At 60.9% G+C, this 15,012-nt stretch carries 15 protein-coding genes, 4 tRNA genes and 1 pseudogene; 1 reads left to right on the forward strand and 19 read right to left on the reverse strand.

What is annotated here, in order from left to right; translation table 11 throughout:
- Window positions 1–282 precede the first annotated feature (282 nt).
- A pseudogene (locus CR103_RS15250) lies at window positions 283–630 on the forward strand (transposase); the annotation flags it as partial.
- Between the two features lie 212 nt (window positions 631–842).
- Here CR103_RS15250 and CR103_RS15255 read toward each other — a convergent pair.
- From CR103_RS15255 to rpoE, 19 genes are all read right to left on the reverse strand, one after another.
- On the reverse strand, window positions 843–1,085 hold the full coding sequence (locus tag CR103_RS15255; RefSeq protein WP_143752638.1) for a hypothetical protein: 243 nt from the start codon (window positions 1,083–1,085) through the stop codon (window positions 843–845).
- A 354-nt stretch (window positions 1,086–1,439) separates the two neighbouring features.
- Window positions 1,440–1,513 (reverse strand) — tRNA-Cys (locus CR103_RS15260).
- Window positions 1,514–1,606: 93 nt separating this feature from the next.
- Window positions 1,607–1,682, reverse strand: a tRNA-Gly gene (locus CR103_RS15265).
- 46 nt (window positions 1,683–1,728) lie between these two features.
- Window positions 1,729–1,804 (reverse strand) — tRNA-Gly (locus tag CR103_RS15270).
- Window positions 1,805–1,875: 71 nt separating this feature from the next.
- A tRNA-Gly gene (locus CR103_RS15275) sits at window positions 1,876–1,951 on the reverse strand.
- A gap of 70 nt (window positions 1,952–2,021) precedes the next feature.
- Window positions 2,022–2,606 carry a CDP-diacylglycerol--glycerol-3-phosphate 3-phosphatidyltransferase gene (pgsA, locus tag CR103_RS15280; protein ID WP_099916825.1) on the reverse strand — a complete coding sequence of 195 codons (585 nt, stop codon included), beginning with the start codon at window positions 2,604–2,606 and terminating at the stop codon, window positions 2,022–2,024.
- 137 nt (window positions 2,607–2,743) lie between these two features.
- Window positions 2,744–4,633 (reverse strand): excinuclease ABC subunit UvrC, encoded by a 1,890-nt coding sequence (gene uvrC, locus CR103_RS15285; protein WP_099916826.1) that lies wholly within the window; start codon window positions 4,631–4,633, stop codon window positions 2,744–2,746.
- Window positions 4,634–4,651: 18 nt separating this feature from the next.
- Window positions 4,652–5,044: a holo-ACP synthase gene (acpS, locus tag CR103_RS15290; protein WP_099916827.1), complete on the reverse strand. Its 393-nt coding sequence runs from the start codon at window positions 5,042–5,044 to the stop codon at window positions 4,652–4,654.
- A complete protein-coding gene (pdxJ, locus tag CR103_RS15295) occupies window positions 5,041–5,817 on the reverse strand; it encodes a pyridoxine 5'-phosphate synthase (RefSeq protein WP_099916828.1) in 777 nt (258 codons plus the stop codon). Before pdxJ ends, acpS begins: the two co-directional genes overlap by 4 nt.
- An 18-nt stretch (window positions 5,818–5,835) precedes the next feature.
- Window positions 5,836–6,639 carry a DNA repair protein RecO gene (gene recO / locus CR103_RS15300; RefSeq protein ID WP_099916829.1) on the reverse strand — a complete coding sequence of 268 codons (804 nt, stop codon included), beginning with the start codon at window positions 6,637–6,639 and terminating at the stop codon, window positions 5,836–5,838.
- A gap of 28 nt (window positions 6,640–6,667) precedes the next feature.
- A complete protein-coding gene (gene era, locus CR103_RS15305) occupies window positions 6,668–7,573 on the reverse strand; it encodes a GTPase Era (protein ID WP_099916830.1) in 906 nt (301 codons plus the stop codon).
- A complete protein-coding gene (rnc, locus tag CR103_RS15310; RefSeq protein WP_229443158.1) occupies window positions 7,570–8,433 on the reverse strand; it encodes a ribonuclease III in 864 nt (287 codons plus the stop codon). The genes era and rnc overlap by 4 nt, the downstream gene beginning before the upstream one ends.
- 26 nt (window positions 8,434–8,459) lie before the next feature.
- On the reverse strand, window positions 8,460–8,867 hold the full coding sequence (locus tag CR103_RS15315; protein ID WP_099916831.1) for a DUF4845 domain-containing protein: 408 nt from the start codon (window positions 8,865–8,867) through the stop codon (window positions 8,460–8,462).
- A gap of 19 nt (window positions 8,868–8,886) precedes the next feature.
- Complete coding sequence (lepB, locus tag CR103_RS15320; RefSeq protein ID WP_099916832.1) at window positions 8,887–9,801, reverse strand: signal peptidase I; 915 nt, start codon at window positions 9,799–9,801, stop codon at window positions 8,887–8,889.
- Window positions 9,802–11,592 carry a translation elongation factor 4 gene (lepA, locus tag CR103_RS15325; protein ID WP_099916833.1) on the reverse strand — a complete coding sequence of 597 codons (1,791 nt, stop codon included), beginning with the start codon at window positions 11,590–11,592 and terminating at the stop codon, window positions 9,802–9,804.
- A 307-nt stretch (window positions 11,593–11,899) separates the two neighbouring features.
- Complete coding sequence (locus CR103_RS15330; protein ID WP_099916834.1) at window positions 11,900–12,259, reverse strand: glutaredoxin family protein; 360 nt, start codon at window positions 12,257–12,259, stop codon at window positions 11,900–11,902.
- A complete protein-coding gene (locus tag CR103_RS15335; protein ID WP_099916835.1) occupies window positions 12,256–13,746 on the reverse strand; it encodes a DegQ family serine endoprotease in 1,491 nt (496 codons plus the stop codon). The genes CR103_RS15330 and CR103_RS15335 overlap by 4 nt, the downstream gene beginning before the upstream one ends.
- 216 nt (window positions 13,747–13,962) lie before the next feature.
- On the reverse strand, window positions 13,963–14,292 hold the full coding sequence (locus tag CR103_RS15340; protein ID WP_099916836.1) for a sigma-E factor negative regulatory protein: 330 nt from the start codon (window positions 14,290–14,292) through the stop codon (window positions 13,963–13,965).
- 56 nt (window positions 14,293–14,348) lie between these two features.
- Window positions 14,349–14,957, reverse strand: coding sequence for an RNA polymerase sigma factor RpoE (rpoE, locus tag CR103_RS15345; protein ID WP_099916837.1), 609 nt, complete (start codon window positions 14,955–14,957; stop codon window positions 14,349–14,351).
- Window positions 14,958–15,012 lie beyond the last annotated feature (55 nt).

The following is a 15,012-nucleotide window of genomic DNA, read 5'->3' on the forward strand; positions in this document are numbered from 1 at the left end:
GATTGCCGCGCTGGTCAAACAATACAAGGATCGCGTGATCGTCCATTTGTCGTCGTCATGCACCGTCAAGCATCTGCTGTGGACCGTCACCGAGCGCCTGCTCGTCGGCACAGCACGACGCGCGCCAAATACCTCCTGAGCACTCCACGTCCGGCCAGTCGAGAACGCGCCACCCACCCATTTTAATTACTGCTTAACAGGCTGTTGAAAAATCCCGCCGCCCTGTCAACTGGACGGCGGGGGTATACGTTGTACGAAGAGAACAACTTTTCACTTCGACCCATGCGCAAAACCGACGTCACCCGGCACGCCATGTTCAGCTACCGATCGCTGGAGGAGCGCATTCCTGAGACGCATCCGCTGCGCAGATTGCGCATTCTGGTCGACGGAATCTTGCAGAGCATGAGCGCCGAGTTTGCGCCGCCGTACTCGCGCCGTGGCAGACCGTCGATTGCGCCGGAACGCTTGCTCAGGGCCAGCCTGATCCAGACGTTGTTCACGATCCGCTCCGGGCGCCAACTGGTCCAGCACATTGAATACAACCTACTCTATCGCTGGTTTGTCGGCATGAATATTGACGAAGCGGTATGGAACCACTCGACCTTCAGCGCCAACCGCGACCGCCTGTTCGGCGGGCGTTCAATGAGTAGGTATCAAACCGGTAGGCGCCCAGAACGGGGACCAGGCCTGCCTGTTTGATTTCGTCGATCGGCGAGGTTTTTCCAGATCCGTTCGGGCCCGCGAATACCACCACGTGGAGTCCAAGCACCTTGTCTTTTTTTCGTCGGACATATAAAAAACGCAGTCAATACCGCGTTTTCAAATTGGGGGAGAAAGAAAGATTATTTGGCGCTGGCCAGGCGCTTACCGGCGCAACTGGCCAGGTCGAACGTGATGGCCTTGGAAGCATCGCGCTTGGGGCCGTTGCCCATCGCGCGCAGCTTGAACTCGGCAAGCGTCTTGTCCATGTTGCCAGTAATTGCTTTGTCCCATTGCTGGACGGTAGCGGCGAGAAACAGGGCATCGCCCTTCAATATTGTCGGGAAACTGAAGCTGCACGAGTTAATACGGACTTTGAATTTCATGATGGGTGTCGCTTCAACTGCCGGATGAGACCAGTTATAGTCCCATAGCGCCCGTTCACTTGAGAATGCGCCATGGCTTTCAACGGACTAACCGGCACATCATTGTTGCGGATGTATGCAGCGGGACGGTCCCTACCCGGAACGATTCCCTGGGCTTGCTATCTAGATTGTAGGTAACCCTGATCTGGGAGCTGCCGGAGCAAGTTTTTTTGATCGACGCCAAACTCCCATCGTCGTAACGGGACAGCGTGAAGATGATGGCCTGTTGGCCGTTTGGGGTGTGGCGCACCACACTTTTCGTGTGGTACGAACCCTGTTCAGACCAGCTGAAATTTCGCTAAGTCTTTGATTTTATGGAGGCGAGGATGGGAATCGAACCCATCTAAACGGCTTTGCAGGCCGCTGCATAACCTCTTTGCTACCTCGCCAGAGGAACTGCTGGTGCCAGACTGCCCTGGTGTGGGCTGCGCTGACAAACTTAAACTAACAAAAAGGGAAGCCAGGCTTCCCTTTTAAAATTCTGGAGCGGGAGAAGAGTCTCGAACTCTCGACCTCAACCTTGGCAAGGTTGCGCTCTACCAACTGAGCTACTCCCGCATTGGAGCCCCACATTTTACTACTTTCGCAAACCCCAGTGCAGCACTGGAGCGGAAGAAGAGTCTCGAACTCTCGACCTCAACCTTGGCAAGGTTGCGCTCTACCAACTGAGCTACTTCCGCATTTGCAAGACAATGATTATCGCAGAAAAGGTGCTCATTTTCAAGGATAACCTCACGACGTTTTCCATTTCTGGAGCGGAAGAAGAGTCTCGAACTCTCGACCTCAACCTTGGCAAGGTTGCGCTCTACCAACTGAGCTACTTCCGCATTCGTGTCACAACAGGCACGCATTATAGATCATCTGACCGGGTTGTCAAGGCGACGGGCTGACGATTTATCAATCGAATGCGGCGGCCTTTTCCTTGATCATCGGCCAGGCGCGGCGCATGTAATAAAACATCGACCAGACGGTCAGGACGGCGGCGATATACAGGAAGGCCTCGCCCAATAATTGCGTGTCGATGACGCCGAACAGGACGTCGTGAAACAGCAGCATCGGGATCGCCAGCATCTGGGCGACGGTCTTGATCTTGCCGAGCGAGCTGACGGCGACCGAACGCGAGGCGCCGATCTGCGCCATCCATTCGCGCAGCGCCGAAATGGCGATCTCGCGGCCGATGATGATGAAGGCGACGAAGTGGTCGACCCGGTCGAGGTGCACCAGCACCAGCAGCGCGCCGGCCACCATCAGCTTGTCGGCGACCGGATCGAGGAAGGCGCCGAATGCCGACGTCTGGTTCCAGCGCCGCGCCAGAAAGCCATCGAACCAGTCGGTGATGGCGGCGATGATGAAAACGAGGGTGGCGGCAAGGTCCTGGTCGGAGCGCGGCAGCCAGTGCAGCGGAAGATAATAGACGCCGACGACGAGCGGAATTAGCGCGACGCGCAGCCAGGTCAGGAGAATGGGTATGTTAATTGGCATAAAACAAGGACATAGGGTGTGGCATGGGGCGCTTGGGCTGGACTACCGTTAAAAATGATTGCGGCGCTAGTCTACCGCGCTATTGCTCATTAAACCAGTTAGCTTGAATGGAAGCGGGCGCGGCGCTGCGGCGGGAATCAATGCAGCTGCTTGTAGATTTCTTCGGCCAGCTGGGTGGAGATGCCTTCGACCGACATCAGGTCTTCGACGCTGGCGTCGACCACGCCGCGCAGGCCGCCAAAGCGCGCCAGCAGGCGCTGGCGGCGTTTGGCGCCGATACCCTCGATCTCTTCCAGGCGCGAGGTCTGGCGCGTCTTGGCGCGCTTGGCACGCATGCCGGTAATGGCGAAGCGGTGGGCTTCATCGCGGATCAGGGCGACCAGCATCAGGGCCGCCGATTCCTTGCCCAATTCCTGTTGCGCGCGGCCGTCGACGAACATCAGCGTCTCGAGGCCGACCTTGCGCCCTTCCCCCTTGGCGACGCCGACGATCAGGCCGGTGTCGAGCCCGAGTTCGGCGAACACCTGGCGTGCCATCTCGATCTGACCCTTGCCGCCGTCGATCAGCACGATGTCGGGCATCACGCCGTCGCCGTTGGCGACCTTTTCGTAACGGCGCATCAAGACCTGGCGCATTGCCGCGTAATCGTCGCCCGGCGTGATGCCGTTGATGTTGTAGCGGCGGTACTCGCTGTTTTGCATCGCGTGGTGATGAAACACCACGCACGAGGCCTGGGTCGCCTCGCCCATCGTGTGGCTGATGTCGAAGCACTCCACCCGCAGCGCCTCGAGGTCTTGCGGGTCTTCCATATTGAGCGCGAGCGCTTCGGCCAGCGCGCGCGTGCGCGACTGCTGCGAACCCTGTTCGGAGAGCAGCCGCGCCAGCGACAGCTCGGCGCCCTTCTGGGCCATCTCGAGCCACGCGCGGCGCGGCTCCTGCGGCTGGAAAATCAAATTGATGCGGTGGCCGCACTGCTCGGTGAGGGCACTGACCAGCGCCGGCTGATCGAATTCGATATTCAGGATCAACGTGCCGGGGATGAATTTGCCGCCGTAGTGCTGGGCCAGGAAGGCGGCCAGCACTTCGACTTCGATCGACGCTTCGGCAATCGCTTCGGCGACCTGGCTGGGAAAATAGGCACGGTCGCCAAGGTGGCGCCCGCCGCGCACCATCGCCAGGTTGACGCAGGCGCGCCCGCCCTGCACCACCACGGCGATGATGTCGACGTCGGCGTCGCCGGTCGTTTCCATGTTTTGCTGGTGCAGCACTTTTGCCAGCGACTGGATCTGGTTACGCACCGCGGCGGCCTGTTCGAACTTGAGCTGCTCGGCAAAGCCGTGCATTTTCCTTTCGAGTTCGGCCATCACTTCGGTCTGGCGCCCGCGCAAAAATTTGCCGGCGTTCTCGACGTCGATGCGGTAGTCCTCGCGCGTGATGGCCGACACGCACGGTGCGCTGCAGCGGCCGATCTGGTGCAGCAGGCAGGGACGCGTGCGGTTCGCGTAGACGCTGTCTTCGCAGGTGCGCAGCATGAACACCTTCTGCAGGATCTGCATCGACTCCTTGACCGCCCACGCGCTGGGGAACGGGCCGAAATACTGGCTCTTCTTGTCGAGCGCGCCGCGGTAATAGGCCATGCGCGGCACGTCCTGGCCGCTGATCTTCAGGTAGGGATACGATTTGTCGTCGCGAAACAGGATGTTGAAGCGCGGCTTGAGCGTCTTGATCAGGTTGTTTTCCAGGATCAGCGCTTCGGCCTCGCTGTTGGTGACGGTGGTCTCGAGGCGCGCGATGCGCTCGACCATCATGGCGATGCGCGGGCTCGACAAATTTTTCTGGAAATAGCTCGACACCCGCTTTTTCAGGTCACGCGCCTTGCCGACGTAGAGCACGCCGTCATTGGCGTCGAAATAACGGTACACGCCCGGCAGGTTGGGCAGCTTGGCGACCGTGTCATGCACCTGGGCGCGCGGCTCCAGCCCAGCGATGGCGGGTTCGGCGGGAACGACGGGGATGACTTCAGACATTGTTCTACCTTGTGTAACTCAGACGTCGCGGGTGACGATCACGAAGGCGACGCCGTAGTCGGCCTCGTCGCTGATGGTCACCTGCGCACCGAGCTTATTATCGCGCATGAACTGGTCGAGCGCGCCGCTGCAGACGATTTCCGGCTTGCCGCCGGGGGCATTGAGCATCTGTGCCGAACGCCAGGTCATCGGCATGCGCATGCCGAGCCCGATCGCTTTCGAGAACGCCTCTTTGGCCGCGAAGCGGGTGGCGAGGAAGCGCAGGCCGCGCACGGCGTTCTTGTCGCTGCGGGCACGGAAAATTTCCAGCTCCCGGGACCCTAAAATTTTTTCGGCGAAGCGCTCGTGGCGCGCCAGCGCCGCTTCGACCCGCGAGATCTGGACGATGTCGGTGCCGATCCCGTAGATCACTGGCGGTCCAGCGCAATCCCGAGGCGGGCGTCGACCATGATCGCCTTCATCTGGCGCACGGCGTGCTCGAAACCGATGAAGACGGCCTGGGCGACAATGGCGTGGCCGATATTGAGTTCGCCAATGTCGTCAAGCGCGGCGATGGCCTGCACGTTGGTGTAGTGCAGGCCGTGGCCGGCATTGACCCGCATGCCGCGCTCGACGCCGAAACGGGCGCTTGCGCGAATGCGTTCGAGTTCATGCGCCAGCGCCGCGTCGTCCCCTTCGGCTTCGGCATAACGGCCGGTATGCAGTTCGATCACCGGAGCGCCTACCTCAAACGAGGCGGCGATCTGCTGCTCGTCGGGATCGATGAACAAGCTCACGCGGATGCCTTCGCGCTGGAGCTGCCGGACGGCCGTCTCGACCTGCTTGAAGTAGCGGATCACGTCGAGGCCGCCTTCGGTGGTGACTTCCTCGCGCCGTTCCGGCACCAGGCAGACGTCCTGCGGCCGCACGCTGCAGGCAAAGTCGATCATCTCCTGCGTCACCGCCGCCTCCAGGTTCATGCGCGTCACCAGCAGCGGGCGCAGCGCAATCACGTCGGCGTCGCGGATGTGGCGACGGTCTTCGCGCAGGTGCAGCGTGATGGCGTCGGCGCCGGCCTGCTCGGCCAGCATGGCAGCGTGCAGCGGGTCCGGATAGACGGTACCGCGCGCATTGCGCAAGGTCGCCACGTGGTCGATATTGACGCCCAGGTCGATGACCGGGCCGGAGGGTTGCAGGAAGCTCATGATGGTCGAGGGGTCCGGTTATAACTGCAGCAGGTCGATCAGGATCTGGCGCGTGTTGAGTGGCACGCCGCCGAGCTGGTGCGCCAGCAAAAACCGCATCAGCTGCTTGCTTTGCAGCTGGGTCAGCGGGTCCGCATAGTCGCCACGCTCCATGTCGAGCAGGGTCTGGCCGTCGACGGCGGGCCAGGTGTCGGACCCGCGCGCCACGCGCGGGCCGCGCTCGGGATCGACGACGTATTCGACGCCCGGCTCGACCGGGTCGCCAGCACTGCCGCCCGACCCCGCACACCGGCCCAGGTCGGCGGCAACACCTGTCTCCTTAAGTAAGGCCTTTTCGAATTTTCTCAAGACGATTTGTGCCGGTTCGTTGTGCGCCAGCTGGTTGAGGGTGGCGACATACTGGTCGAACAATAGCGGATGCGGGTCGTCGCGCGCGATCAGCTTGACCAGCAGTTCGTTCAGGTAAAAGCCGCACAGCAGCGCGGTGCGTTCCAGCGGCAGCATGCCGCCGACCCACTCGGCATCGATCAGGGTGCGCAGTTCGGCGCGCCCGCTCCAGGACGAGGCCAGCGGCTGGAAGGTCTGCAGCACGCCGCGCAGCTGCGAATGGGGCCGCTTGGCGCCCTTGGCCACCAGACCGATGCGACCGAACTCGCGGGTAAACATGTCGACGATCAGGCTGGTTTCCTTGTAGGGATAGCTGTGCAGCACGAACGACGGCTGGCCATTGATGCGGTCGCGCGGCAGCGCGCGGCTACGCCGCGGCGCCGCCACGCTGGGCGCCGGCGGGGCGATGACGAGGTCGGCGTCGATGGTCGGCATGACAGCTGGCGGGAAGGCAGCGCCTTGCCTACTCGTAACCGTAAGCGCGCAGCCCGGCTTCGTTGTCGGCCCAGCCGGATTTGACCTTGATCCAGATTTCGAGGTAGACGGGACCACCAAACAGCTTTTCCATGTCGAGCCGGGATTGGGTGGAAATCTCTTTGAGGCGCGCGCCCTTGTTACCGATCAACATCGACTTGTGGGTGTCGCGCTCGACCAGCACGGCGGCGAAGATGCGGCGCAGGTCGCCTTCCTGTTCGAATTGCTCGATCAGTACGGTACTGGTGTAAGGCAGCTCGTCGCCGACCAGGCGGAACACTTTTTCACGGACGATTTCGGCGGCAAGGAATTTCTCGCTGCGGTCGGTGATGTCGTCCGGGCCGAAGATCGGCGCGTTTTCCGGCAGGTATTTCTTGATCTCGGCCTGCAGCGCATCGACCTGGAAGCGCAGCTTGGCCGACACCGGCACGATGGCGGTAAAATTGTGCTTGGCGGCGATCTGCTGGGCGAACGGCATCAGCGCGGCCTTGTCCTTGACCCGATCCGACTTGTTGATCACCAGGATCACCGGCACTTCTTTCGGCAGCAGGTCGACGACCTGCTGGTCGGCTGGCCCGAAGGTGCCCGCTTCGACCAGGAACAGGATGACGTCGGCCGAAACGAGCGTGTTGGTGACGGTCTTGTTGAGCGTCTTGTTGAGCGCGTTCGAATGGCGGGTTTGGAAGCCCGGCGTGTCGACGTAGATGAACTGGGCGTCCTCGACCGTCTGGATGCCGGTGATGCGGTGGCGCGTGGTCTGGGCCTTGCGCGAAGTGATCGACACCTTGGCGCCGATCAGCACGTTCATCAAGGTCGATTTGCCGACGTTCGGGCGACCAACGATGGCGATATAGCCACAGCGGAAATTTTCGGTGGTGTTGTTGGTGGTATTCATGCTGACTTTGTTTCCGGGTGCGTTTGTTTGGGGGCTTCGGCCTCGGCCTTGGCCCTGGGCTTGACGACAGGCGCGGCGACGGCCGCTTCAGCCTCGCCGCTGTCGTCGCTTTGGATGGTGGCGATGCCGGCCAGCTTGAGCTGGGCGGCGCGCGGCTTGGATTTGCGGGTGCCCGATGGCGTCTTCAGCAGCGCCTGTTCGGCCACGTCGAGCGCCAGCTTGGCAGCAGCCTGTTCGCCGGCGCGCCGGCTGCCGCCGCGGCCATAGACCTGGATGCCGAGCTTCGGCACCAGGCACTCAATTTCGAATTCCTGGCTGTGCGCAGCCCCATGGGTCGCCACGACGTTATAGGTTGGCAGCGAAATTTTCTTACTTTGCAAAAACTCCTGCAGCAAGGTCTTGGCGTCCTTGCCAAGGGTGCGCGGGTCGACCGAGTCGAGGATCGGGATGTAGAAGGCGCGAATGACGTCACGCGCGGCATTGAAGCCGGCATCGAGGAAGATCGCGCCGAGCAGCGCCTCAAGGGTATCGGCCAAAATCGACGGCCGGCGAAAGCCCCCTGACTTGAGCTCGCCTTCGCCAAGGCGCAAAAACTGCGACAGTTCGAGCTTCTGGGCGATCTCGTAAAGCGACTGCTGCTTGACCAGGTTGGCACGCAGGCGCGACAGGTCGCCTTCGTCGATGCTGGCGAAGCGCTCGTACAGCACCGAGGCGACGACGCAGTTAAGGATCGAATCGCCGAGGAACTCGAGCCGTTCATTATGCAGGCTGCTGTGGCTACGGTGCGTCAAGGCTTGCTGCAACAGGCCAGCGTCCTGGAACGTGTAACCTAGGCGAGACTGCAATAACGATAAATTCATGGGTTCAAAATGTCGGTTGTCCTGACTTACTTGGCCGCAGTGTCCGGCTTGAGCGCCACTACGCCGTCTTTGGCGGTGGTGCCGGCATAATCGATCAGCAGGCTGACGTTGCCGGCCATCGGGATGGTTTTTTGGTAGGCGAAGCTGATGTCGGTTTCGCCATTATCGCTGGTGAACACCAAATCTTTGCCGCTGATCGCGTCGATCCGGTTGATGTCGGCGTTCTTCAAAAAGGATTGCTGCATTTCCCGGATCGTGCCGCCGGTCGCCTTGGCGGCGGCGATGGCGTCTTTGGCGGCGCGGTATTCGATAAAAGTGGGGAACACTTTCAGTGCAAACACCGCCGCTATGCCGATTGCCGCCAGCACAAAGATGAGGCCGGAGAGCGAGACGCCGCTTTCGACGTTCGGGAAATATTGCTTTGATCCTTGCATGTGACTATCCCTTGGAGACTTAGTGTATGCCACCGATACGCTTCCAGTTACCCAAATTCATCCAGACAAAAAATGCCTTGCCGACGATGTTCTTATTGGGCACAAAACCCCAGTAGCGGCTATCCGCGCTGTTGTCGCGGTTGTCGCCCATCATAAAGTAATTGCCTTCCGGTACGATACAAGTAAATTTCTCGTACGAATAAACACATGCTTCGCGGTGAGGAAAGTTGTCGACCGAGCCCAAGTCGAGGGCGCGCTTGTTCTTGCTGTTAAGGATGCGGTGGGAGGAATCGGGCAGGTTTTCCGTGAACTGCTGATGGTATTCCAGGCTATCGTCCTCCAGGTAATCGTCCATCGAGGTGTACTGCACCGGCTTGTCGTTGACCGTCAAGCGCTTGTTTTCATACGTGATTTTATCACCCGGCACGCCGATCACGCGTTTGATGTAATCCTGCGCCAGGTCTTTCGGATATTTGAACACCATGACGTCGCCACGCTGCGGATCGCCGACTTCGATGATTTTCTTGTTCAGAATCGGCAGGCGCACGCCGTAGGTGAATTTGTTCACCAGGATCAGGTCGCCGATCACCAAGGTCGGCACCATCGACGACGATGGAATCTTGAACGGCTCGTACAGAAAAGAGCGCAGGACAAATACCAGTGCGATCACCGGAAAGAAACTGCCGGAATATTCGATCCAGGTCGGCTGGCGCAGCAGCGCTGCTTCGATCGCGTGGCGGCTGGCATTGTCGGTCTTGATGCCGTCGGCGGCCAGCGTGGCGTTGCGGTGGTCGAAGGCGACCAGCGCGGTGTCGGCCGCCAGGCGACGCTGCCTGGCAAAATAAAAGATATCGAGGAACCAGATGACCCCGGTGAGCACCATCGCCACGAACAGGATCAATGCAAAATTACTCAAAATGACTTGCAGGTTCATTTAACCGTCCACTTGTAAGATTGCCAGGAAAGCCTCTTGCGGGATTTCCACCGAGCCGACTTGCTTCATGCGCTTTTTACCGGCCTTCTGCTTTTCAAGCAGTTTCTTCTTGCGGCTGATGTCGCCGCCGTAACACTTCGCCAACACGTTCTTGCGCAAGGCCTTGACGTTCTCGCGCGAGATGACGTTGACGCCGATGGCGGCCTGGATCGCGACGTCGAACATCTGGCGCGGAATCAGTTCGCGCATCTTGGCGGCGACCTGGCGTCCGCGGTAAGTGGCGTTCGAGCGGTGTACGATAATGGCGAGCGCATCGACTTTTTCGCTGTTGATCAGCATGTCGACCTTGACCACGTCGGCCGAGCGGTATTCCTTGAACTCGTAATCCATCGAGGCATAGCCGCGCGACGTCGATTTGAGCTTGTCGAAAAAGTCGAGGACGATTTCGGCCATCGGCATTTCGTAGACCAGCTTGACCTGGCGGCCGTGGTAACTCATGTCCATCTGCATGCCGCGCTTGCCGACGCACAGCGTGATCACCGAGCCAACGTATTCTTGCGGCATGTACAGGTTGACCGTGACGATCGGCTCGCGCACTTCCGTGATCTTGGTCGTTTCCGGCATCTTCGACGGGTTGTCGACCTTGACGATGCTGCCATCGCGCATTTCAACCTCGTACACCACCGTCGGCGCCGTGGTGATCAGGTCCATGTCGAATTCGCGCTCGAGGCGTTCCTGCACGATTTCCATGTGCAACAGGCCGAGGAAGCCGCAACGGAAGCCGAAGCCGAGCGCCTGCGATACTTCGGGCTCGTACATCAAGGCGGCGTCGTTGAGTTTCAATTTTTCGAGCGAATCGCGCAAGGCCTCATACTGGTTGGCCTCGACCGGGAACAGGCCGGCGAACACCTGCGGCTGGACTTCCTTGAAGCCTGGCAACGGCGTACTGGCCGGCCTGGCGGCGTGGGTGACGGTGTCGCCGACCTTGGCGGCTTTCAATTCCTTGATGCCGGCAATGACGAAGCCGACCTGGCCGGCCGACAAAGCCGGCAGCGACTGCGAACGCGGGCTGAACACACCGACGCTCTCGACCAGCTGGGTCGACTCGGACGCCATCAGCAGGACTTTTTCCTTCGGCTTCAAGGTGCCGTTAATCACCCGCACCAGCATGACGACGCCGACATAGTTATCGAACCAGGAGTCAACGATCAAGGCCTGCAGCGGCGCGTCCGGATCGCCTTTGGGGGGCGGCACGCGCGCGATCAGGCGCTCGATCACGTCTTCGACGCCCAGGCCGCTTTTGGCCGAGCACTGCACCGCGTCGGTGGCGTCGATGCCGATAACGTCTTCGATTTCCTTGATCGCATTGGCCGGATCGGCGTGCGGCAAATCGATCTTGTTAAGCACCGGCACCACCTCGACGCCGAGGTCGAGCGCGGTGTAGCAATTGGCCACCGTCTGCGCTTCGACGCCCTGGGACGCATCGACCACCAGCAGCGCGCCTTCGCACGCCGACAGCGAGCGCGACACTTCGTAGCTGAAGTCGACGTGGCCGGGCGTGTCGATCAGGTTCAGGTTGTACACCTGGCCGTCGCGCGCCTTGTAATGCAGCGCGGCGGTCTGGGCTTTGATGGTAATGCCGCGCTCGCGCTCCAGGTCCATCGAATCGAGCACTTGCGCTTCCATGTCGCGGTCGGACAGGCCGCCGCAGATCTGGATGATACGGTCGGCCAGGGTCGATTTACCGTGATCGATGTGGGCGATGATGGAGAAGTTACGTATGTTGTTCATTAACACTCAAGACCAAGATGAAAAAGGCGACGTGGAAGTCGCGGCTCGCGGTGCGCACAAATGAAATGCCGGCGCAATAGAAAAAAGCGCTCCGAGGGGATAAAAGCAATCCCCAGATGAGCGCCCGATCAAGCGAGAGAAGCTGTTTGCCGGGACAGAAGCTTTTTCCGACAGTCGCATTTTACCGGATTTCAGGGTAGAAAGCCCGGTTTATGCTGTGCTGCGGCGGCGGGGATGTCCAAGTGCTGCCCGGTTTCGGCAGCGCGACACCGAAAAGCATTTTAAGTTTTGCATAAAAACAACATACTCAAGCGGTCAGGCCCCGATTTCCCCGCTCTGCGGGCGCCACCTCAAGCGGGGAACTTGGCGTCCTTGGCTCAGCGCCCGCGTCAGACCCTGTGCAAGCAAAACCGGGGTCTGACCCGAGGTAGGCGCGCACGACGTCGGGGTCAAGAAAATAATGGCACAGCTCGGGCGCTGCCAGGTCGGCGCCGAACAGCACCGGCACCAGCTCGTCGAAGCGCGCCACCAGCGCCGGGTCGGCGTCGATATCGATGACGTCGACCGTCAACGGCTGCGCGCCAGCCATCGCCTGCAAGCCGGCCAGCATGTCGTCGCAAAGGTGGCAGTAGCTGCGGGAATACAAAGTGAACTGCGGGGACCTCATTGTTGGCGCGGCCGGATCACCAGGTACTGGGCGGCGGCGGCGCCGTTCGCATTGTCGCGGCGCACCAGCAGGGCCACGGATTTTTTCGGGTCGAGCTTGGCGACCATGTCGTTGAACTGCCTGGCATCCTTGACCTCGACATTGTTGACCTGCAAGATCAGGTCGCCGGGCCGCACGCCGGTGCGGGCGGCAGCGCCTTCGCTGGCCTCGACTAGCACGCCATTGGCCTTGAGCTCCTTGCGCTGGGCATCGGACAAGTCGGTTACGTGCAGCCCGACAGCGTTCGGCGTAACGTCCGGTTTGGGCTTTTTCGGCACCGGTTTTACTGCGGCGGTCTTTTCCTCTTCCAGCGCGGCGATGCCGACCGTGATGTCCTGCTGCGCGCCGCGGCGCCAGACCGTGACGGCAGCGCGGCTGCCGATCGGCGTGGCGCCGACCAGGCGCGGCAGGTCGGCGCTGCGCTCGATTACGGTGCCATTGAACTTGAGAATGATATCGCCGACCTTGATGCCGGCTTTCTCGGCCGGGCCGCCCGGCTCCACCAGCGACACTTCGGCGCCGCGCTCCTTGCCCAGGCCAAGCGACTCGGCCACATCCTTGCTGACGTCACCGATCTGCACCCCAAGACGGCCGCGGGTGACCTTGCCGGTCTTGCGCAACTGGTCGGCAACGCGAATCGCCTCGTCGATCGGCACGGCGAAGGAAATGCCGTTGTAACCGCCGGACAAGGTGGCGATCTGGGAGTTGATGCCGACGACTTCGCCCTGCATGTTGATCAGGGGCCCGCCTGAATTGCCCGGGTTGACGGCAACGTCGGTCTGGATCAGCGGCAAATAGTCGCCGGTATCGCGCGCCTTGGCCGAGATGATGCCGGCCGACACCGAGTTCTCGAGGTTGAAAGGCGAACCGATGGCGATGACCCATTCGCCGACCCGGATCCGGCTTGAATTGCCGGTTTTCAGGAACGGCAGGTTGACCGCATCGACCTTCAGCACGGCGACGTCGGAGCGCTTGTCGGAACCGAGCACCCTGGCTTTGAATTCGCGGCGGTCGGTCAGCGTGACGGTGACCTCGTCGGCGCCCTCGACGACGTGGGCGTTGGTCAGCACGAAGCCATCGCTCGAGGTAATGAAACCGGAACCGACCCCGCGCTGGACTTCTTCATCCTGCGGCTGCGCGGGATTGCGCCTGCCGCGCGGCGACGGGCCGCGCGGCGCTTGCTGGCCGAAGAAGCGGCGCAGGAACTCCTGCATCTCCTCGTCACCCGGTGCGCCCTGCCCCAGCTTGACCTTTTCGGTGGTGCGGATATTGACCACCGCCGGCCCAACTTTTTCGATCAGGTCGGTAAAATCCGGCAGGTTGGTGACGACCGGGGCGGCAACCTGGCCGCCCGCGGCTGCCGGTGCCGCAGAGGCGGGCAAAACCCAGGCGCCGGCGAGCAACGCGGCGGACAAAACGAAACGGCCAGCAAATTGTGGAGTGGTCATGGGATCGGAATGGTCAGGTCGGCTATTGACGCAATGGTAAGCGAAAATCGGCGCGTTGTCGCGGGCTCGACGTCTTGCGCAACCGGCTGCGGCTTTGTAAGCCATGCTAGGCCGCGCAGCGCAATCGCTGCCTGGTGTAATGGGCCATACGCCGCGCTCGACACGCTCGACATGCTCACCGACGCCCCGGATGATTCGGGCGCGGTCAGCCTGTGCTCACGAGGTAGAAGTGGCAACCTTTTTCGTCTCGGCGCCAGACGCCGACGCCGACGGTGCCTGGGCTCTGGCTGCCGGCGCCGGCGATGGCGCGCGCCGGACGTGTGACGGTTCCGCGGCCAGCCGCGCGGCGAGGCGCGCGTTGAACTCGTCGGACAGGTCGGGGGTCGCCTCGGCGCGCAAGACGTCGCCGATGCGGTTATAGGTACTCCAGGCCTGCTCGCCGTCAGGGGCGCGCAATGCGGCAAACGCCAGCTCGAGGTCGGAAGCGGCCAGTTCGCCATCGCTCAGGGCAGAAATATGTTCGCGAATTTTTTTGTGTGTGTCCATCAGTCGTTACATCGCCATCTGTGTGATCAAACCATCACCACCTGTTACCATCATTGCTACGGCTGACGCCGCTTGTCAACCGGAAAATCAAGCAAAGGCCTCAGTTTCTCTGCAATCACTTCACGCGCCCGAAAGATCCGGCTCCGCACTGTCCCTATCGGGCAAGCCATGACTTCGGAAATTTCCTCGTAACTCAGGCCTTCAATCTCGCGCAGCACAATCGCCGTTCTCAGCTCGAGCGGCAACGCTTCCATTGCGGCGTTGACGGTGTAAGCGATCTGTTTGCTTGCCAATACCGATTCGGGCGTGTTGATGTCTCTCAGGCTGTCGGCATCGTCAAAGGCCTCGGCACGTTCAGCGTCGGCCTCGGTCGATGTCGGTGCGCGCCGGCCTTGCGTCACCAGAAAATTTTTCGCCGTGTTTATTCCTATCCTGTACAGCCACGTATAAAACGCGGAATCACCGCGGAAATGTCGCAGCGCCCGGTACGCCTTGATAAACGTTTCCTGAACAACATCTTCCGCTTCGGCGGGATCGTGCACCAACCGTGCGACCAAGCGCATCAACCTGCGTTGATACTTCGACACAAGCAGGTTGAATGCCTGCCTGTCGCCGGCTTGCACGCGCTCAACCAATAACTGATCACACTCTCGTTCTGTCGTCACTGAACCATATCCCGTTGATGGCAGCGGCGTTATCTCGTTACGTATAAGAGTTGGC

Origin of the sequence: Massilia psychrophila (genome assembly GCF_002760665.1) — a bacterium.
Classification (GTDB): domain Bacteria; phylum Pseudomonadota; class Gammaproteobacteria; order Burkholderiales; family Burkholderiaceae_D; genus JAFCUW01.